This is a genomic window from Micromonospora sp. NPDC000121 (genome assembly GCF_042899165.1).
Classification (GTDB): domain Bacteria; phylum Actinomycetota; class Actinomycetes; order Mycobacteriales; family Micromonosporaceae; genus Micromonospora.
In genome coordinates this window covers 385199-404508 of sequence record NZ_JBIAZP010000006.1, presented here as the reverse complement: position 1 = coordinate 404508, position 19310 = coordinate 385199, and the positions used below count along the sequence as shown (strand labels likewise).

The 19310-nt window shown below is 73.4% G+C and carries 23 protein-coding genes and 1 riboswitch; of the genes, 21 read left to right on the top strand and 2 right to left on the bottom strand.

Features of this window, described 5'->3' with window-relative positions; translation table 11 throughout:
• The first annotated feature begins 43 nt into the window (after window positions 1–43).
• The 11 genes from secY to truA all read left to right on the top strand — a co-directional run bounded on the left by secY (window position 44) and on the right by truA (window position 8278).
• Window positions 44–1372, top strand: a complete 1329-nt coding sequence (gene secY, locus ACFY23_RS20155; protein ID WP_350681986.1) for a preprotein translocase subunit SecY — start codon at window positions 44–46, stop codon at window positions 1370–1372.
• Entirely contained in the window at window positions 1373–2026 is a 654-nt protein-coding gene (locus ACFY23_RS20150) for an adenylate kinase (RefSeq protein WP_350681984.1), read from the top strand.
• A 93-nt stretch (window positions 2027–2119) separates the two neighbouring features.
• Entirely contained in the window at window positions 2120–2971 is an 852-nt protein-coding gene (map, locus tag ACFY23_RS20145; protein ID WP_350681982.1) for a type I methionyl aminopeptidase, read from the top strand.
• Between the two features lie 553 nt (window positions 2972–3524).
• Window positions 3525–3746, top strand: a complete 222-nt coding sequence (gene infA, locus ACFY23_RS20140; protein ID WP_007073013.1) for a translation initiation factor IF-1 — start codon at window positions 3525–3527, stop codon at window positions 3744–3746.
• 91 nt (window positions 3747–3837) lie between these two features.
• Window positions 3838–3951: a 50S ribosomal protein L36 gene (rpmJ, locus tag ACFY23_RS20135; RefSeq protein WP_012184307.1), complete on the top strand. Its 114-nt coding sequence runs from the start codon at window positions 3838–3840 to the stop codon at window positions 3949–3951.
• 263 nt (window positions 3952–4214) lie between these two features.
• On the top strand, window positions 4215–4595 hold the full coding sequence (rpsM, locus tag ACFY23_RS20130) for a 30S ribosomal protein S13 (RefSeq protein ID WP_007073012.1): 381 nt from the start codon (window positions 4215–4217) through the stop codon (window positions 4593–4595).
• 18 nt (window positions 4596–4613) lie between these two features.
• Window positions 4614–5021: a 30S ribosomal protein S11 gene (gene rpsK, locus ACFY23_RS20125; RefSeq protein WP_007073011.1), complete on the top strand. Its 408-nt coding sequence runs from the start codon at window positions 4614–4616 to the stop codon at window positions 5019–5021.
• Between the two features lie 14 nt (window positions 5022–5035).
• The gene (gene rpsD / locus ACFY23_RS20120) at window positions 5036–5662 is read left to right on the top strand and encodes a 30S ribosomal protein S4 (RefSeq protein ID WP_350681979.1); all 627 of its coding nucleotides are present in this window, start codon (window positions 5036–5038) and stop codon (window positions 5660–5662) included.
• Between the two features lie 98 nt (window positions 5663–5760).
• Complete coding sequence (locus ACFY23_RS20115) at window positions 5761–6783, top strand: DNA-directed RNA polymerase subunit alpha (protein ID WP_091079335.1); 1023 nt, start codon at window positions 5761–5763, stop codon at window positions 6781–6783.
• A gap of 34 nt (window positions 6784–6817) precedes the next feature.
• Window positions 6818–7378, top strand: a complete 561-nt coding sequence (gene rplQ, locus ACFY23_RS20110) for a 50S ribosomal protein L17 (RefSeq protein WP_350681977.1) — start codon at window positions 6818–6820, stop codon at window positions 7376–7378.
• Window positions 7379–7447: 69 nt separating this feature from the next.
• Entirely contained in the window at window positions 7448–8278 is an 831-nt protein-coding gene (truA, locus tag ACFY23_RS20105; protein ID WP_350681006.1) for a tRNA pseudouridine(38-40) synthase TruA, read from the top strand.
• Window positions 8279–8494: 216 nt separating this feature from the next.
• On the opposite strand, the gene ACFY23_RS20100 is transcribed toward truA, so the two are convergent.
• Window positions 8495–9370, bottom strand: coding sequence for a hypothetical protein (locus ACFY23_RS20100; protein WP_350681004.1), 876 nt, complete (start codon window positions 9368–9370; stop codon window positions 8495–8497).
• Window positions 9371–9917: 547 nt separating this feature from the next.
• On the opposite strand from ACFY23_RS20100, the gene ACFY23_RS20095 reads away from it, so the two are divergent.
• The 4 genes from ACFY23_RS20095 (at window position 9918) to ACFY23_RS20080 (ending at window position 14198) form a co-directional block, all read left to right on the top strand.
• Entirely contained in the window at window positions 9918–10523 is a 606-nt protein-coding gene (locus ACFY23_RS20095; RefSeq protein ID WP_350681002.1) for a methyltransferase, read from the top strand.
• Window positions 10524–10564: 41 nt separating this feature from the next.
• Window positions 10565–12244, top strand: a complete 1680-nt coding sequence (locus tag ACFY23_RS20090) for an ATP-binding cassette domain-containing protein (protein ID WP_350681000.1) — start codon at window positions 10565–10567, stop codon at window positions 12242–12244.
• Window positions 12241–13038, top strand: coding sequence for a nucleotidyltransferase domain-containing protein (locus tag ACFY23_RS20085; protein ID WP_350680998.1), 798 nt, complete (start codon window positions 12241–12243; stop codon window positions 13036–13038). Before ACFY23_RS20090 ends, ACFY23_RS20085 begins: the two co-directional genes overlap by 4 nt.
• 197 nt (window positions 13039–13235) lie before the next feature.
• Complete coding sequence (locus tag ACFY23_RS20080) at window positions 13236–14198, top strand: aldo/keto reductase (protein WP_350680996.1); 963 nt, start codon at window positions 13236–13238, stop codon at window positions 14196–14198.
• A gap of 283 nt (window positions 14199–14481) precedes the next feature.
• On the opposite strand, the gene ACFY23_RS20075 is transcribed toward ACFY23_RS20080, so the two are convergent.
• Window positions 14482–14763: a DUF559 domain-containing protein gene (locus tag ACFY23_RS20075; RefSeq protein ID WP_350680994.1), complete on the bottom strand. Its 282-nt coding sequence runs from the start codon at window positions 14761–14763 to the stop codon at window positions 14482–14484.
• A gap of 122 nt (window positions 14764–14885) precedes the next feature.
• Window positions 14886–14994: riboswitch (TPP riboswitch) on the top strand.
• Between ACFY23_RS20075 and thiE the strand changes: the two genes are divergently transcribed.
• From thiE to thiD, 6 genes are all read left to right on the top strand, one after another.
• Window positions 14989–15615: a thiamine phosphate synthase gene (gene thiE, locus ACFY23_RS20070; protein ID WP_350680992.1), complete on the top strand. Its 627-nt coding sequence runs from the start codon at window positions 14989–14991 to the stop codon at window positions 15613–15615. (Overlaps the previous riboswitch by 6 nt.)
• Complete coding sequence (gene thiO / locus ACFY23_RS20065; RefSeq protein ID WP_350680990.1) at window positions 15609–16730, top strand: glycine oxidase ThiO; 1122 nt, start codon at window positions 15609–15611, stop codon at window positions 16728–16730. Before thiE ends, thiO begins: the two co-directional genes overlap by 7 nt.
• Window positions 16721–16921: a sulfur carrier protein ThiS gene (thiS, locus tag ACFY23_RS20060; protein ID WP_350680988.1), complete on the top strand. Its 201-nt coding sequence runs from the start codon at window positions 16721–16723 to the stop codon at window positions 16919–16921. The genes thiO and thiS overlap by 10 nt, the downstream gene beginning before the upstream one ends.
• A gap of 4 nt (window positions 16922–16925) precedes the next feature.
• Complete coding sequence (locus tag ACFY23_RS20055; RefSeq protein WP_350680986.1) at window positions 16926–17696, top strand: thiazole synthase; 771 nt, start codon at window positions 16926–16928, stop codon at window positions 17694–17696.
• 68 nt (window positions 17697–17764) lie between these two features.
• Entirely contained in the window at window positions 17765–18523 is a 759-nt protein-coding gene (locus ACFY23_RS20050; protein WP_350681016.1) for a thiamine phosphate synthase, read from the top strand.
• Window positions 18520–19308 (top strand): bifunctional hydroxymethylpyrimidine kinase/phosphomethylpyrimidine kinase, encoded by a 789-nt coding sequence (gene thiD / locus ACFY23_RS20045; RefSeq protein ID WP_350680984.1) that lies wholly within the window; start codon window positions 18520–18522, stop codon window positions 19306–19308. Before ACFY23_RS20050 ends, thiD begins: the two co-directional genes overlap by 4 nt.
• Window positions 19309–19310: the final 2 nt, after the last annotated feature.

Sequence of the window (19310 nt, the reverse complement as noted above, 5' to 3'; positions counted from 1 at the left end):
CGCCCGGGACAACCGGCGGCCCGCCGCGCGCAGGAGGAAGAAGTTGCTGTCCGCCTTTCTCAGTGCGTTCCGTACGCCTGACCTGCGCAAGAAGCTGCTGTTCACAGTAGGCATCATCGCGGTCTACCGGCTCGGGGCCACGCTGCCCAGCCCGGGTGTCTCGTACGGCAACGTGCAGAAGTGCCTCGACACCCTGGAGAACGGCTCCACCGGGGTGCTGAACCTGCTCAACCTCTTCTCCGGCGGCGCGCTGCTGCAGCTCTCGGTCTTCGCGCTGGGCATCATGCCCTACATCACCGCGTCGATCATCCTGCAGCTGCTGACCGTGGTCATCCCGCGGCTGGAGCAGCTCCGCAAGGAGGGCCAGGCCGGCCAGGCGAAGATCACCCAGTACACCCGCTACCTGACGCTGGGCCTGGGTGTCCTGCAGGCGTCGGCGTTCGTGGCGCTGGCCCGCTCCGGGCAGCTGTTCCAGAACCAGTGCGACCAGTTCCCGATCATCCCCGAGGGCACCGGGATCCCGGACTGGCTGACGCTGACCCTGCTGGTCATGACGATGACCGCCGGCACCGGCGTGGTGATGTGGCTCGGCGAGCTGATCACCGACCGGGGCGTCGGCAACGGCATGTCCGTCCTGATCTTCACCTCGATCGCGGCCCGGCTCCCCGCCGAGGGCTGGCAGATCAAGCAGACCGGCGGCTGGGGCAAGTTCCTGCTCGTGATCGCGCTGGTCCTGGTGGTCATCACCGCGGTCACCTTCATCGAGCAGGCGCAGCGCCGGATCCCGGTGCAGTACGCCAAGCGGATGATCGGTCGGCGCATGTACGGCGGCACCTCGACCTACATCCCGCTGAAGGTCAACCAGGCGGGTGTCATCCCGGTCATCTTCGGCTCGTCGCTGCTCTACCTGCCCCAGTTGGCGCTGCAGTTCTTCGACCAGACCAACCCGGGCAAGACCCAGACGTGGATCCAGAACAACCTGGTCGACCCGACCAGCCCGATCTACATCTCGGTCTACTTCCTGCTGATCATCTTCTTCACGTACTTCTACGTCTCGATCACGTTCAACCCGACCGAGGTCGCGGACAACATGAAGAAGTACGGCGGCTTCGTGCCGGGCATCCGCCCCGGCAAGCCGACCGCCGACTACCTGGACTTCATCCTCAGCCGGATCACCCTGCCGGGCGCCCTCTACCTGGGCATCATCTCGATCCTGCCGAACTTCTTCTTCATCTGGCTGGACCGGCAGCAGTACCTGAACTTCCCGTTCGGCGGCACCGCTGTCCTGATCATGGTCGGCGTCGGTCTGGAGACCACCAAGCAGATCGAGAGCCAACTGATGCAGCGGAACTACGAAGGGTTCCTGCGGTAGATGAGACTCGTTCTGGTTGGCCCGCCGGGTGCGGGCAAGGGTACGCAGGCCGAGTTCGTCGCCGCGCACCTCTCGGTCCCGAAGATCTCGACCGGTGACATCTTCCGGTCGAACGTCTCCCAGGGCACGCCGCTGGGGGTCGAGGCGAAGCGCTACATGGACGCCGGCGAGCTGGTGCCCGACGAGGTCACCATCAACATGGTGCGGGACCGGCTCGCCGAGCCGGACGCCGCCGAGGGCTTCCTGCTCGACGGCTTCCCGCGCACCACGCCCCAGGCCGCCGCGCTGGACAAGCTCCTCGCCGACCTGGGCACCGCGCTCGACCTGGTGCTGGAACTGGTCGTCGACGACGACGAGGTGATCCGGCGCCTCTCCGGCCGGCGTACGTGCCGGGGCTGCGGCAAGATCTGGCACGTCGAGTTCGACGCGACCACCCGCGAGGGCATCTGCGACCGGTGCGGCGCCGAGCTGTTCCAGCGCGACGACGACAAGCCGGAGACCATCGCCACCCGCCTGCGGGAGTACGCGGACAAGACCGCGCCGCTGGTCGACTACTACGGCGCCCAGGGCAAGCTGGTGGGCATCGACGCCACCGGCCCGGTGGAGGACGTCACGGTCCGCGCCATCGACGCCCTGCGGTCGTACGGCGGCTGACGTCCCGCCGGGCTCCGGCGGATAGAGTGCGAAGAGCGGGGTACGTCCGACGTGCCCCGCTCTTCGGCTTCGGCAACGAAAGGTAACGGCTCCATGCGTCGTCCCCAGCTGGACATCCAGCTGAAGACCCCTGACCAGATCGAGAAGATGCGGGCCGCCGGGCTGGTGGTCGCCGAGGCGCTGCGTCGGATGCGGGAGGCGGTCGCCCCCGGGGTCAGCACCGCCGACCTGGACGCCATCGCCGAGTCGACCATCCGCGAGGCCGGCGCCGTCCCCTCGTTCAAGGGCTACCACGGCTTCCCGGCGTCGATCTGCTCGTCCGTGAACGAGCAGGTCGTGCACGCCATCCCGGCGCCGGAGCAGGTGCTCCGCGACGGGGACCTGATCTCGATCGACTGCGGCGCGGTGCTCAACGGCTGGCACGGCGACGCGGCGATCACGGTCGGCGTGGGCGAGGTCGACCCGGCGCTGCTCAAGATGGCCGAGGTGGCCGAGGACGCCATGTGGGCGGGCATCGCCGCCGCCGCTCGCGGGGCGGCCAGCGGCAAGGGCCGGCTCACCGACATCTCGCACGCCGTGGAGAACGCGGTCCGCAAGGGCGGCCGGTACGGCATCGTCGACGGCTACGGCGGCCACGGCATCGGCACCGAGATGCACCAGGACCCGCACGTGCTCAACCACGGCCGGCCGGGCAAGGGCCCTCGCCTGGTGCCGGGCATGGCGCTGGCGATCGAGCCGATGATCACGATGGGCTCGCCCCGGACGGTGGAGCTCTCCGACGGCTGGACCGTGGTCACCCGGGACCGGTCGATGGCGGTGCACGTCGAGCACACGATGGCGCTGCTTCCGGACGGCGTCTGGGTGCTGACCGCGCCGGACGGCGGTCGCGCCCGGCTCGGCGAACTCGTCACCTCGCGCCAGCCCGCCGACACGCCGGCCGTCTGAGCTGACGAGGCCGGCGGCCACGCGAGTACGACGAGCGGTTGCCTCGGGCGAAGGGCCAGACGGCGTACGGCGACCGGGGCCTACGTCACCCGCCTGCCGGCGTCCGCCGTCCCGCCGCGTGGGAGCTCCACGACGCCGGCGGGCGGGTCTCGGTTCTGGCCAAGGTGGGGTGGCCGGGCGGTGGTGGACGCGTTCCCGGTGCACGGTCGCCGGCGGCGGAGTCGGGCGGGTGTGAGCGCGGGCGGCAGTTGCCGCCCGCCGGTCCGGAAACGCCGGGCCGGCGACCTCGGTCCGGAAACGCCGCGCCGGCGAACTCGATGGCTGATTGTCGCCTTTCGGGTGGTCCGGCGCTCCCGGAGGGTGGCCGGTTTGGCGACGGCCCGCAGGCGGGCGTACACTTTCTGATCGGCGCACAGCGTCCACTCCGGCATGCCCACCCCGCGCTTCGGTGGGAGTCGGAGCCGCGGCTGGCGCGGGCTTCTGATCTTGATCAGTCTCCCGTGTAAGACGTTGTGGGCCGTCCGGAGCAACCGACGTCAGGACAGCGGAGGACATGCCGAAAAAAGACGGAGCCATCGAGATCGAGGGTCGGGTCATCGAGCCCCTGCCGAACGCCATGTTCCGGGTGGAGCTCGCGAACGGTCACAAGGTGCTGGCTCACATCAGCGGCAAGATGCGGCAGCACTACATCCGCATCCTGCCGGAGGACCGGGTCGTCGTCGAACTCTCGCCGTACGACCTGACCCGCGGGCGCATCGTCTACCGCTACAAGTAAGCCTGACGACGGCCGGGACGTCCCGTGTCCGTCTTCGACGTCCGGTGTCGCGCCTCGGCGCGTCTCGGGCCAGATGGGAAGTAAGGCAACCGTGAAGGTCAAGCCGAGCGTCAAGAGGATCTGCAACAAGTGCCGGGTCATCCGCCGGCACGGCCGGGTCATGGTCATCTGCACCGACCCGCGCCACAAGCAGCGCCAGGGCTGAACCAGTTCCGACCGGCCGTGTGACAACGGTCGGTCGAAATCGGTCCGGGCCGCGGATCCAGACAACGAATCAATTGCTCGTCCCAGCCGCGGGCGGTGCGCGTCGCGTACCTCTGCGTGGTTGACCCCCGGTCGGAGGCCGGGGCCCGCTCGGGCAGCGGCCGTTCCCGGTCGCCGGCGCACGACGCCGGAGGCGGAACGGTCGGTAGCGGGGTGGGACGGGTCCACACCTCCGCCAGAACACCACGAGGAGCACGCCCGCACATGGCACGTCTAGTCGGCGTCGACCTCCCCCGCGAGAAGCGGATGGAGATCGCGCTCACCTACATCTTCGGCGTGGGTCGGACCCGCGCCCTGGAGACGCTCGCCGCCACCGGCATCTCGCCGGACAAGCGCGCCCGGGACCTCACGGACGAGGAGCTGGTCCAGCTCCGCGACCACATCGAGGCCAACTACAAGGTTGAAGGCGACCTGCGCCGCGAGGTCGCCGCTGACATCCGCCGCAAGGTCGAGATCGGCTGCTACGCCGGCATCCGGCACCGCCGGGGCCTGCCCGTGCGTGGCCAGCGGACCCGGACCAACGCGCGGACCCGCAAGGGCCCGAAGCGGACCGTGGCCGGCAAGAAGAAGCCCGGCAAGAAGTAAATAGGAGCGCAAAGACTTATGCCACCGAAGGCTCGTGCCGGAGCCGCCGTCAAGAAGGTCCGGCGCAAGGAACGCAAGAACGTCGCCCACGGGCAGGCGCACATCAAGAGCACCTTCAACAACACCATCGTGTCCATCACGGACCCGACCGGTGCGGTCATCTCCTGGGCCTCCGCGGGCCAGGTGGGCTTCAAGGGTTCCCGCAAGTCGACCCCGTTCGCCGCGCAGCTCGCCGCCGAGGCCGCCGCGCGCCGGGCGATGGAGCACGGCATGCGCAAGGTCGACGTGTTCGTCAAGGGCCCCGGCTCCGGCCGGGAGACCGCCATCCGTTCGCTGCAGGCCGTGGGCCTGGAGGTCGGTCAGATCTCCGACGTGACCCCGCAGCCGCACAACGGGTGCCGTCCGCCGAAGCGTCGCCGGGTCTGAGAGGTTAGAGAGAGATGGCTCGTTACACCGGTGCTGACTGCCGCCGTTGCCGGCGGGAGAAGATGAAGCTGTTCCTCAAGGGCAGCAAGTGCGATGGCCCGAAGTGCCCGTTCGAGTCCCGGCCGTTCCCGCCCGGACAGCACGGCCGCGGCCGCACGAAGGAGACGGAGTACCTGCTCCAGCTCCGTGAGAAGCAGAAGGCCCGCCGCGTCTACGGCGTGCTGGAGAAGCAGTTCCGCGGTTACTACGAGGAGGCCGTGGCCAAGCAGGCCAAGACCGGTGAGGTCCTCCTGCAGATCCTCGAGTCGCGGCTGGACAACGTGGTCTACCGGGCCGGCTACGCCAAGTCCCGGGACATGGCCCGCCAGCTGGTCAAGCACGGTCACTTCACCGTGAACGGCAAGAAGGTCGACATCCCGTCGTACCGCGTCAAGGAGCACGACATCATCGAGGTCCGGGCCAAGAGCAAGGAGCTCACCCCGTTCCTGGTGGCGCAGGGCGAGGCCGGCTCGCGGTCCGTCCCGGCCTGGCTGGAGGCGATCCCCAGCCAGATGAAGATCCTCGTGCACTCGCTCCCGGCCCGCCAGGTCATCGACACGCAGGTCCAGGAGCAGCTGATCGTCGAGCTCTACTCCAAGTAGTCGGAGCTCGTTGCGGTGGCCCGCCCGGCACGGGCGGGCCACCGGAACAGTTTGTCGTGGGCGTCATATGGCGGGCGCCCCGGAAGAGAAGAGAAGACATGCTCATCAGCCAGCGACCGACCCTCTCCGAGGAGTCGATCAACGAGACCCGGTCCCGGTTCACGATCGAGCCGCTGGAGCCGGGCTTCGGCTACACCCTGGGCAACTCGCTGCGGCGTACGCTGCTGTCGTCGATCCCGGGTGCGGCGGTCACCTCGATCAAGATCGACGGTGTGCTGCACGAGTTCACCACGATCCCCGGTGTCAAGGAGGACGTGGTCGAGCTCGTCATGAACATCAAGGAGCTCTGCGTCAGCTCCGAGCACGACGAGCCGGTCAGCATGTACCTGCGCAAGCAGGGCCCGGGCGACGTGACCGCGGGTGACATCCAGCCGCCGGCCGGCGTCTCGGTGCACAACCCCGACCTCAAGCTCGCCACCCTCAACGGCAAGGGCCGGCTCGACATGGAGCTGACCGTCGAGCGGGGTCGCGGCTACGTCACGGCGGCGCAGAACAAGCAGGCCGGCGCCGAGATCGGCCGGATCCCGGTCGACTCGATCTACTCGCCGGTGCTCAAGGTGACCTACCGTGTCGAGGCGACCCGTGTCGAGCAGCGGACGGACTTCGACCGGCTGATCATCGACGTCGAGACCAAGCCGTCGATGGGCCCGCGTACCGCGCTGGCCTCGGCCGGCTCGACGCTGGTGGAGCTGTTCGGTCTGGCCCGGGAGCTGGACGAGACCGCCGAGGGCATCGACATCGGGCCGTCCCCGCAGGACGCCCAGCTCGCGGCGGACCTGGCGCTGCCGATCGAGGAGCTGGACCTGACCGTCCGCTCCTACAACTGCCTCAAGCGCGAGGGCATCAACTCCGTTGGTGAGCTCATCGGGCGTACCGAGGCCGACCTCCTCGACATCCGCAACTTCGGTCAGAAGTCGATCGACGAGGTCAAGATGAAGCTCGCCGGGATGGGTCTGGGGCTGAAGGACTCGGCTCCGAACTTCGACCCGGCGCATGTCGTGGACACCTTCGGCGAGGCCGACTACGACACCGACGACTACCGCGAGACCGAGCAGCTCTAGTCCGCGCTGCCGCCACACCTGAGGAGCACCAAGCATGCCCACGCCCACCAAGGGCCCCCGCCTCGGCGGCAGCCCCGCGCACGAGCGGCTGATGCTGGCCAACCTGGCCACCGCGCTGTTCCAGCACGGCAAGATCCAGACCACCGAGACGAAGGCCCGGCGGCTGCGTCCGCTGGCCGAGCAGCTCATCACCAAGGCCAAGCGCGGCGACCTGGCGTCCCGCCGGCGGGTGCTGGGTGTCGTCAAGGACAAGGACGTGGTCTACGCCCTGTTCGACCAGATCGCGCCCCGGTACGCCAACCGCAACGGTGGCTACACCCGGATCGTGAAGACCGGTCCGCGCAAGGGTGACGCCGCGCCGATGGCGATCATCGAGCTGGTCGAGGAGCTTCAGGTCGCCGAGCCGAAGGCGAACAAGAAGACCGCCGCCCGCAAGGCCGCGCAGCAGGACAAGGTCGAGGCGCTCGCCCCGACCGAGGAGACCCCGAAGTCGAACTCGGGCGACCAGGACGCCGAGGCGCCCGTGTCGGCGTCCGGCGACACCGCCGCCGCGCGCGAGGACAGCGACGAGGCCGGCGAGAACGACAAGGCCTGATCCAGGCCACCGTCGGGCCCGGCACCCCTCGTGGGGTGCCGGGCCCGACCCCGTGAGGCGGAGGTACGAGTGGACGAGCGCACCCGGCTGCGGCTGGACGTCGCGTACGACGGCACCGGCTTCTCCGGCTGGGCCGCCCAGCCGACGCGGCGTACGGTCGCCGGGGTGCTCGTGGAGACCCTCGACCTGGTGCTCGGCGCGGGGACGGCGACCGGGCTGACCGTGGCGGGCCGCACCGACGCCGGGGTGCACGCCACCGGGCAGGTCTGCCACGTCGACCTGCCCACCGGCGTGTGGCGGGAGCACGAAGGGCGGCTGCTGCGCCGGCTGGCCCGGCTGCTCCCCACCGACGTGCGGGTGCGGGCGATGACCGAGGTGCCCGCCGACTTCGACGCCCGGTTCTCGGCCACCTTCCGCCGCTACGAGTACCGGGTCACCGACGCGCCGTGGGGCGCCGAGCCGCTGCGCCGGCACGAGGTGCTGGCCTGGCCGAAGCCGCTCGACCTGGCCGCGCTGAACGCCGCCGCGGCGGGGCTGGTGGGGGAGCACGACTTCGCCGCGTACTGCCGGCGCAAGGAGAACGCCACCACCCTGCGCGAGGTGACCCGGCTGGACTGGCGGCGGGACCCCGACGGGCTCCTCGTGGCCACCGTACAGGCCGACGCGTTCTGCCAGGCGATGGTGCGCAGCCTGGTCGGCGCGATGCTGGTCGCGGGGGACGGGCGCCGTCCGGTCGGGTGGCCGGGCAGCCTGCTCACCCGCCGGGAACGCTCCAGCGAGGTGACCGTGGCGCCGGCGCACGGGCTGACCCTGGTCGCCGTGGGCTACCCCGACGACCCGGCCGAGTACGCCCGCCGCGCCGAGGCGACCCGGCGGCTGCGCGTACCCCTGGAGGGCTGACCGCCGGGACGCGCTCGTCCGCCGCCTGCCACCTCGGCGGGTCGGCGCCGAGCCGCCCCGGGCGCCGGCCGTTGCCCCGGCCCCGCTCGGGAAGCGGCCGGTTCGAGGCGCGTTGATTGGGCCAGGTCGACCGGTGGAGAGCTGGCCTCCGGGGGCGCCGAACGGAACGGGTGCGCGGTCCCGAGCCCCGCGCACCCGTCCACACCGGAGGGCTCGTCACTCGCCCGGCAGCCCGCCCCCGTCCTGCGTGCCGGTGCGGTCCGCGCCCTCGTCGGTCGGCTGGCTGGCCGTCCCGCCGTCCGCCCGGCGCTCCAGCACACCCCGGTTGAGGTGCAGCTCGATCATGTCGAAGAGGATCTCCCGGGCCTTCGTGTCGCCCGAACCGATCGTCTCGCCGTCGGCGCGGACGACCACCGCGTACGCGAGGTAGTGGCCGCGCACCTGCCAGCCGACCCGCGCCGGAGCGGTGGCCATCGCCTGGGTGTCGTTGTCGGCCGCCATGCCCCGGAACCGGCCCTGCCGCTCGTCGAGCATCTGCCGGATCCGGTCGCGGGCGCGTTCGGCGCTGGCGCGGTCGGTCAGGTTGAACAGACCGGCGGTGACCAGGTGGTCGCCGTCGGCCGTGCGCAGGGTGGCCCGGACCACCTGGTTGCAGCCGAGCCGGACCAGCAGGTCGGCGACCTCCCCGGTGGCCGCGACCGCGCAGCTGGCGCTCGAGTGGGTCTTCAGCACCCGGTACGCGGGCTGCCCGTCGGCGACGACGAGCTGCGTGCCGGGGAACAGCTCCTTGGCGGTGAGCGGTGTCTGGTCGGTGTCCCGGGAGTCGAGGTCGTGCGCCTCGGCCTCTGCCCCGGCCGACTCGGCCACCTGGGGCTGGTCGGTGGGCGTGGCCCGTGGCGTCAGGTCGCGCTCGACCAGCAGGGCGGCGGCGCCGAGGCCGCAGAGCGCGAGCAGCACGAGCACGGCCGCTCCGCCGACCAGCACCTGCCACAGCCGGCCGCCGCCGCCCCGCTGCGGCACGGGACGCTCGGCCACCCCAGGTGCCTCGACGGTCACGGGTGCCTCGACCGCCTCGGGTGTCTCGACGGCCACGGGCGGCTCCGCCGGTGCGGGCGGGTGCACCTGCGGGTCCGACCGCACCGGCGGGTCCGATGGGGCCGGCGGGTCCGATGGCGCCGGCGGGGCCAGCCCCACCTCCCCCTGTGGCGCTGGGGGCGCCTGCGGCGCTGGCGGTGCTGGCGGTGCCGGGGGCGCCTGTTGCGCTGGGGGTGCCTGTTCCGCCGGCGCGTGCTGCGTGGGGGGCACCGGGGCTGCGGCGCGGACCCGCTCCGGCTCGGCGGAGGGCGGCGCGACCCGGCTGACCCGGGGCAGCGACGGCGTCGGGAAGCGGGAGGGGGAGGGACCTGCCGGTGGAGGCGGACCGGCACCGAGCACCGGCCGGTCGGACCCGGGATCCGGGTACTCCATGAACACGTCCTCATCGGACTGGTACCGATACACCATGTCGCCCAGGGTAGGAGGCATTGTCCCTTTAGGTGGTAATTTTGGGAAATTGTGGGTCTAGCTGTTTGGTGTCGTGCTGCGCCCGCTCCTCGGCCCCCAACCGGTCGGCGGCGAGGGCGGTGCGAGAATTGCCGGCGTGACCGGCGACCACTACTTCACCGCTGAACCCGCGACGGCCGCCCACCCGCGCGAGGTCGAGTTCGCCGCCGCCGGCCGCGACTACACCCTGACCTCCTCCGGCGGGGTCTTCTCCGCCGCCCGCCTCGACCCCGGCACGGCGGTGCTGCTGCGCAAGGCGGAGCTGCCGCCCGCGGGCACCACCGGCGCCCTGCTCGACCTCGGCTGCGGCTTCGGGCCGATCACCTGCGTGCTCGCCACCTCGGCGCCGTCGGCGACCGTCTGGGCCGTCGACGTCAACGAGAGGGCCCGGGAGCTGACCGCGGCCAACGCGGCGCGGATCGGCGCGGCCGACCGGGTACGCGTCGCCGCGCCGGACGACGTGCCCGCCGACGTGACGTTCGCCCAGCTCTGGTCCAATCCGCCGATCCGGGTGGGCAAGGACGAACTGCACCGGATGCTGCTGCGCTGGCTGCCCCGGCTCGCCCCGGACGGCGTCGCCTGGTTGGTGGTCGCCCGCCATCTCGGCGGCGACTCGCTGCAACGCTGGCTGGTCGACCAGGGTTGGCAGGTCGAACGGCACGCCAGCCAGAAGGGCTACCGGGTGCTGCGCGTCACCCGGTAATTGGTTGGGCCGCCCGGGGGGTGCTCGGGCAGGATGCCGGCGTGGGATACGTGGACGTGGCAGCCGTCGGGCACATCCTCCCCGACGGGCGGGAACTCTTCACCGACGTCTCGTTCCGGGTCGGCGAGGGCGCCAAGGTGGCCCTGGTCGGGCCGAACGGCGCCGGCAAGACGACCCTGCTGCGGATGGTGGCCGGCGACCTGCCGGTCAAGACCGGCGCGATCGCGCGGTCCGGCGGGCTGGGCGTGATGCGTCAGTTCATCGGCATGATCGGCGACGAGTCCACACTGGCGGACCTGGCGCTGTCGCTCGCCCCGCCGGCGCTGCGCGACGCCGGCCGCCGGCTCGCCGAGACCGAGGCGGCCATGCGGGCGGCCGAGGTCCGCGGCAAGTACAGCACCGCCGCCGGCAAGGCCCAGTTGGCGTACGCGGACGCGCTCGCGGCCTGGGGCGAGGTCGGCGGGTACGACGCCGAGGTGCTCTTCGACACCGTCGCCACCATCGTGCTCGGCCTGCCGTGGGACGGCGCCCGGGAGCGTCCGGTGCGTACCCTCTCCGGCGGCCAGCAGAAGCGCTTCGCCCTCGAACTGCTGCTGCGCGGCCCCGACGAGGTGCTGCTCCTCGACGAGCCGGACAACTTCCTCGACGTGCCCGGCAAGCGCTGGCTGGAGGGGCGGCTGCGCGAGTCGGCCAAGTCGGTGCTCTACGTCTCGCACGACCGGGAGCTGCTGGCGCACACCGCCGACCGGGTGGTCGCCGTGGAGGGCGGCAGCGCCTGGGTGCACCCCGGCGGCTTCGCGAGCTGGCACTCCGCGCGGGTGGCCCGGCACGCCCGCCTCGACGAGCTGCGCAAACGCTGGGACGAGGAGCACCAGAAGCTGCGCGAGCTGATGCTGATGTACAAGCAGAAGGCCGCGTACAACGACGGGATGGCCTCGCGCTACCAGGCCGCGCAGACCCGGTTGCGCAAGTTCGAGGAGGCCGGGCCGCCGCCCGTACCGCCGAAGGACCAGGACATCCGGATGCGCCTGACCGGCGGGCGGACCGGCAAGCGCGCGGTGGTCTGCGAGCAGCTCGAACTCGACGGCCTGACCTACCCGTTCGACCTGGAGATCTGGTACGGCGACCGGGTGGCGGTGCTCGGCGCCAACGGCACCGGCAAGTCGCACTTCCTCCGGCTGCTGGCCCGTGGCGGCAGCGACCCGGATCCGGCCAACGGCCCGGTCGACGGCGCGGCGGCGCTCGCGCCGGTCGCGCACGACGGGGTGGCCCGGCTCGGCGCCCGGGTGCGCCCCGGGCACTTCTCGCAGACCCACGACCGGCCGGAGCTGATGGCGAAGACCCTCGTCGAGATCCTCTGGCGGGGCGACGACCACCGCGCCGGCATGGACCGGCACGCGGCGATGGCGGCGCTGTCCCGGTACGAGCTGGCGGGGCAGGGCGACCAGCGCTTCGGCACCCTCTCCGGCGGGCAGCAGGCGCGGTTCCTGGTGCTGCTGCTGGAGCTGTCCGGCGCGACGCTGCTGCTGCTCGACGAGCCCACCGACAACCTGGACCTGGCGTCGGCGGAGGCGCTGGAGGCCGGGCTGACGGCGTTCGAGGGGACCGTGGTCGCGGTGACCCACGACCGCTGGTTCACCCGCTCGTTCGACCGGTTCCTCCTCTTCCGGAGCGACAACGAGGTGGTGGAGACCCCCGAGCCCGTCTGGGACGTGGCGTGATCCCCGCCGACCTGGCCGACCGCCTGTGCGCGGTCGGCGGGGTCGTCGCGGTCGCGCTCGGCGGCAGCCGGGCCCGCGGCGAGCACCGGCCCGACTCCGACTGGGACCTCGGCCTCTACTACCGGGGCGAACTGGACGTGCCGGGGCTGCGCGCCGTCGCCGCGTCGGTCGCCGACGAGCAGGTCGAACTGACCGCTCCCGGCGGCTGGGGGCCGTGGGTCGACGGCGGCGGATGGCTGCGCGTCGGTGGGGCGGCGGTCGACTGGATCTACCGCGACCTCGACCGGGTGCAGCGGGTCTGGGCCGACTGCCAGGCCGGCTGGTACGACGTCGGCGTGCAGGCCGGGCATCCGCTCGGTTTCTACTCGTCCGCGTACGCCGGCGAGGTGGCGCTCTGCCGTGTGCTCGCTGACCCGACCGGCGAGCTGACCGCGCTGCGGGGGGAGACACGGGCGTACCCGCCGGCCCTGGCCGACGCCCTCCGGGCCGGCGGCTGGGAGGCCCGGTTCCTGCTCGCCGGCGCCGCCAAGGCCGCCGTGGCCGGCGACAGCGGGTACGTGGCCGGCTGTCTGTTCCGGGCGGTCGGCGTACTCGCCCAGGTGTTGCACGCCCGGGCCGGGCGGTGGCTGGTCAACGAGAAGGGCATGATCGCCTCCGCCGGGCGGCTGCCGGGCGCCCCGCCCGACTTCGCCCGGCGGGCGCACGCGCTGCTCGGCGGTGCCGGGCACACGCCGGACGAGCTGGCCGGCACACTCTCCGCCGCCGGCCGGCTCGTCGCCGACGTGCTCGACTGACGGTCCCGGCGGGTGGGCCGGGCGGCCCGTCGGCTCGCCGAGTCGTGGCGGGCCGACCTGGTGCCGCGGGCCGGCTTCGAGGGCCCCGGCGCGCGGCGGTCGGCTTCGAGCTCCGGCGTGCGGCGGTCGACTTCGAGCTCCGGCGTGCGGCGGTCGACTTCGAGGTCAGCGGCGTGCGGCGGGCCGGCGGGCATAGGGTGGATCTCGTGACTGAGATGAACTACCGCCGGTTGGGCGACTCCGGGCTCGTGGTGTCCGTGGTCGGCATCGGCTGCAACAACTTCGGCCGCAAGCTCGACCTCGACGGCACCCGGGCGGTGGTCGACGCCGCGCTGGACGCCGGGATCAACTTCTTCGACACCGCCGACATCTACGGCGAGCCGCAGGGCGGCTCCGAGGAGCTGCTGGGCCAGGCGCTCAAGGGCCGCCGCGACGACGTGGTGGTGGCCACCAAGTTCGGCATGGACATGCACGGGCTCAACGGCCCCGACTTCGGCGCCCGGGGCGCGCGGCGCTACATCGCCCGCGCCGTGGAGGCGTCGCTGCGCCGGCTCGGCACCGACCACATCGACCTGTACCAGATGCACGAGCCCGACCCGGGCACCCCGATCGACGAGACCCTCGCCGCGCTGGACGACCTGGTCCGCGCGGGCAAGGTGCGCTACCTGGGCAACTCCAACTTCGCCGGGTGGCAGATCGCCGACGCGGACTGGGTGGCGTCGTCCAACGGCCGGTCCCGGTTCATCAGCGCGCAGAACCACTACAGCCTGCTGGAACGCTCCGTCGAGGCCGAGGTGGTGCCGGCCTGTGAGCGGTTCGGCCTCGGGCTGCTGCCGTTCTTCCCGCTGGCCAACGGGCTGCTCACCGGCAAGTACAAGCGCGACCAGGCCCCGCCCGCCGGCAGCCGCCTCGCCGGTGGCGGCCGGTACGCCCAGCGCCTCGCCGCCGCCAACTGGGACACCATCGAGGCCATCGAGGCGTACGCGAACGAGCGGGGGCTGTCGATGCTGCAGGTGGCCATCGGCGGGCTGGCCGCCATGCCGGCGGTGACGTCGGTGATCGCCGGCGCCACCACGCCCGAGCAGGTGCGCTCCAACGCGGAGGCGGGCGCCTGGCAGCCCACCGACGAGGACCTGGAAGCCCTGCGCGCCATCCTCTGACCGGCGTACGCCGCCTCGGCACCCGCTGCGGTGTCGGGGCGGTCCGCCGGCCAACGCGCTCGTCCGGGGCCGGGCCGTATTCCACCGGTGGAACACCAGGCATGTCTCCGGCACTGGGAGCCAGCTCTGGTGTTCCACCCGTCCCTGTCGCCTTTTCGCCGGGCGCCCTCTGCTGCCGCGCGGCCGTTGCCGGGCGGCCGTCCCATTGGCGCGTGCCGGGCGGGCGGGGCGCCGCGCCACCTGTAGGAGCGAACGCGCGCCGGCGGGTGGAACGGCAGAGCCGTCACTGCGAGTGGGTGACAGCCCTGCTGTTCCGCTCGTCAGCGCGTTCATACAGGGCGTCGGTGACGAGGCGTACGGTCCGGGTCCGGTGCCGGAGCACGTCGTCGGCGGTGAAGCGGAGGACGACCCAGCCGGCCGCACGCAGCGCGTTCAGCCGGGCGACGTCCTGCCGGAAGTGGGCGCGTTCCCGGTGGTGGTCGCCGTCGTACTCGACCGCGACGCGCAGGGCGGGCCAGGCCAGGTCGACCCGACCGACGAACCGTCCCCGAGCGCCGGAGGGCATCCGGACAGCATGGCGTGACGGGGAGGTCACTCGCCGCCCCGGTCGTCGGCTTCGGACGGTCGGTGTGAAATCCGCGTCCCGCCCTTGGCGTATCCGGCGATCCGTCGTACGGTGACACGCGCAAGTGACCCACGGGAGCCCGGTGCACCGGGCTGAGAGGGGGGCTGAGAGCCCCCGACCGTCGAACCTGATCCGGGTAATGCCGGCGCAGGGAGGAGTGTTGCCGTGCCGTCCCTGGGACGACTGCATCTGATCACCGACGCCCGACCCGGGCGGGATCCGCTGACCGTGCTCCGGGCCGCCCTGCCGGTGGCCCGCGCCGAGCTGGTCGTGCAGGTCCGCGTGGCGGACGACGCCACCGACCGGGAGGCGTACGACCTGGCCCGCCGGGTGCTCGCGCTCTGCGCGCCGTACGACGTCCCCTGCCTCGTCAACGACCGGCTGCACGTGGCGCTGGCGGTGGGCGCCGCAGGCGGGCACGTCGGCGCGGCGGACCTTCCGGTCGGGGCGGCCCGCCGGGTGCTCGGCGCGACCGCCGTGCTCGGGGCAACCGCCCGCGAGCCGGGGACGGCCGCCGAGGCGGTCGCCGCCGGAGCCAGCTACCTGGGTGTCGGCCCCTGCCACGCCACCAGCACCAAGACCGGCCTGCCGGCGCCGATCGGCCCGGCCGGGGTGCGCGCCGTCGCCGCCGCCGTGGACGTGCCGGTCGTCGCGATCGGCGGGGTGACCGCCGCGAACGCGCCCGCGCTGCTGGCCGCCGGGGCGTACGGGGTGGCGGTGGTGGGGGCGCTGTCCGGGGCGGCCGATCCGGCCCGGGCGACGGCGGAGCTGCTGGGAGCGCTGGGGTGCTGAGCCGGCCGGACGTCGCCGTGGTGGGGGCGGGACCGGTCGGGCTGGCGATCGCCTGGCGCTGCGCCTCGCGGGGGCTCCGCGTCGTCGTGCACGACCCCGCCCCGGGCTCCGGCGCGTCGCACGTCGCCGCCGGGATGCTCGCCCCGGTCGCCGAGGCGTACTTCGGCGAGCACGAGCTGACCGGGCTGCTCACCGCCTCCGCCGCCCGCTGGCCGGCCTTCGCCGCCGAGCTGACCGCCGCCACCGGCGCGGACGTCGGCTACCGGACCGAGGGCACCCTGGTGGTCGGGCTCACCGCCGACGACCTGGCCGAGGCGCGGCGGCTGTGGGCGTACCAGCAGGGTCTCGGACTGCCGGTGACGCCGCTGCGCCCCTCGGCGCTGCGGGACCGCGAGCCGGCGCTGGCGCCCCGGGTGCGCGGCGGCGCGCTCGCCGCCACCGACCACCAGGTCGACCCGCGCCGCCTGGTGCCGGCGCTGCGCACGGCCGCCGAGCGGGCCGGCGCGACGCTGGTGCCCGCCGCCGTGCGCGATCTGTCCGAGGTGGATGCCCGCGTCACGGTGGTCGCGGCCGGCTGCGGGGCGGCGGCCCTGACCGGGCTGCCGGTGCGGCCGGTGAAGGGCCAGGTGCTGCGGCTCCGCGCGCCCGGCGGCGGCGCGCCGGGCTTCCGGCACGTCATCCGGGGGTACGCCGACGGCGAGCACGTCTATCTCGTGCCCCGCGACAGCGGGGAGGTGGTGGTGGGCGCGACCGTCGAGGAGCGCGCCGACACCGACGTCTCCGCCGGGGCGGTGCTGCGCCTGCTCCGCGCCGCCGTCGACCTGTTGCCGGAGCTGGCCGAGTACGACCTGGTCGAGACCCTCGCCGGCCTGCGCCCCGGCACCCCGGACAACGCCCCGATCCTCGGCCCGCTGCCCGGCCGGCCGGGCGTGCTCGCCGCGACCGGGCACCACCGGCACGGCATCGTGCTCACCCCGGTCACCGCCGACCTGATCGCCGACCTGGTCGTCACCGGTACGGCGGACCCGCTGCTCGCCCCCTTCACCCCGGACCGGTTCGCGCCGCCCGTGACCCGCGGGCCGTCCGCACCCGAGGAGGAAATCGCGTGGAACTGACGGTGAACGGCGCCGGGCGCAGCGTGCCCGGCGGCTCGACGGTGGCGGACCTGGTCCGCGCGGTCACCGACCAGCAGCGCGGCCTCGCCGTCGCGGTCAACGGGGAGGTCGTGCCGCGTACCGGCTGGCCGGCGACCGTGCTGCGCGACGGCGACCGGGTCGAGGTGCTCAGCGCCGCCCAGGGCGGGTGACGCGGTGGGTTTCGACCTGGGCGGCGTGAGCCTCACGTCCCGCCTGATCCTCGGCACCGGCGGCGCGGCCAACCTGCGCGTGCTGGAGGACGCGATCCGCGCCTCCGGCACCGAACTGGTCACCCTGGCCCTGCGCCGCGTCGACACCGCCCCCGGCGCCGCCGGCGGGCTGCTGGACCTGCTCGACCGGTGCGGGGTGCGGCTGCTGCCGAACACGGCCGGCTGCTACACGGCGGGCGAGGCCGTCAAGGTGGCCCACCTGGCCCGCGAGGCGTTCGGCACCGACTGGGTGAAGCTGGAGGTGATCGGCGACGAGCGCACGCTGCTGCCCGACGGGGTGGAGCTGCTGCGCGCCGCCGAGGAACTCGTCGCGGACGGGTTCGTGGTGCTGCCGTACACGTCGGACGACCCGATCCTGGCGCGGCGGCTGGCCGACGTCGGCTGCGCCGCGGTGATGCCGGCGGGCGCGCCGATCGGCTCCGGCCTGGGCGTGTCGAACCCGCACCACATCCGGCTGATCCGGCAGAGCGTCGACGTGCCGGTGATCCTGGACGCCGGCATCGGCACGGCCTCCGACGCGGCGCTGGCCATGGAGTTGGGCTGCGACGCGGTGCTGCTGGCCAGCGCGGTCACCCGCGCCGTCGACCCGGTGGCGATGGCCACCGCGATGCGGTACGCGGTCGAGGCGGGGCGGCTCGCGTACGGGGCGGGCCGCATCGCCCGCCGCTTCCACGCCCTGGCCTCCACCCCCGACGAGGGACGGCCGGAACTGTGACCCGCCCCGGTCCCGTTCCTGCCGATCTTGGTGCGGAAGCGCTCCCGGAGGGGCCGTTTCCCGCCAGGATCTCGCGTGGGCCGTCCGGCGTCGTGCTGCTGACCGACCGGTGGCAGGCGCGGCGGCCGTTGACCGAGGTGGTCGCCGGGGCCGTGGCGGGGGGAGTGCGGTGGGTGGTGCTGCGGGAGCGGGACCTGCCCCGGGCCGAGCGCGCGGCCCTCGCCGTCGAGCTGCGCGCGATCCTCGCCGAGGTCGGCGGCACGCTGGTGGTGGCCGGCCCGGACCCGCTCGACGGGGACGCGGTGCACCTGCCGTCGGCCGGCCCGTATCCGCCGCCGCGCCTCGGTCTGGTCGGCCGCTCCTGCCACGATCGGGCCGAGTTGGCGCGACTGACCACGGAGGACTATGCCACCCTCTCGCCCGTCTACCCGACCAGAACCAAGCCCGGCTACGGCCCACCCCTGCGCCCCGGCGGGCTGCGGGAGCTGGCCGAGGCCAGCCCGGTGCCGATCCTGGCGCTAGGCGGGGTGGAGACCGCGGAACAGGTACACGCCTGCGTGACGGCCGGATCGGTGGGAGTGGCGGTGCTCGGCGCGATCATGCGCGCCGACGATCCCGAGGAGGCAGCCGCCACGCTGACCGCAGCCGTCCGGCCTGCGGTTGCCGAGCAGCCGTGTGGCCGGCACGACTGGGCGGAGGTCTCCGGGACGGGGCTGCGGCCGACCGTGCCCACGGAGGGATCAAGCCTGACCGCCCGGAGTGGGCACGGTCGGCCGCAGCCCCCAGCACCGACCACGACGAGCCCCAACGGAGAGGACACGCGGTGACGCCGAGGACAGTGCTCACCATCGCCGGGTCGGACTCCGGCGGCGGAGCGGGTATCCAGGCCGACCTCAAGGTCTTCGCCGCCCTCGGCGCGTACGGCACCAGCGTGATCACCGCGGTCACCGCGCAGAACACGAGGGGCGTCGACGCCGTCCTGCCGCTGCCCCCGCGCACGGTCACCGAGCAGCTCGACAGCGTGCTCGCCGACTTCGCGGTGCGGGCCGTCAAGACGGGCATGCTCGGCACCCCGGCCATCGCCGACGCGGTCGCCGACGTCGCCCGGGACGGCCGGCTGCCGAACCTCGTCGTCGACCCGGTGCTCGTCGCCACCAGCGGGCGCCGGCTGGGCGTGGTCGCCGCATTCGAGCGGCTGCTGCCGTACGCCCGGGTGGCGACGCCGAACCGCGCGGAGGCCGCGGCCATCACCGGACGCCCGGTGACCACGGTCGAGGAGATGGTGGCCGCCGCCGAGGCGCTGGCGGCCGGCGGACCGGAGCACGTGGTGGTGACGGGCGGCGACGTGGACTCCGACGGCGAGGCGGTCGACGTGCTGCACGGCGACGGGACCACCACGCTGCTCCGTGCGCCCCGGGTCGCCACCCGGCACCACCACGGCACGGGGTGCTCGTTCTCGGCGGCCATCGCCGTCCGGCTGGCGCTGGGCGACCCGGTGCCGACGGCGGTCGCCGCCGCCAAGGAGTACGTCTTCCGCGCGCTGACCGGCGGGCGGGACTGGGAGCTGGGCGCGGGACGCGGCCCGCTGGACCACTTCGGGTGGTCCGCGTGAGC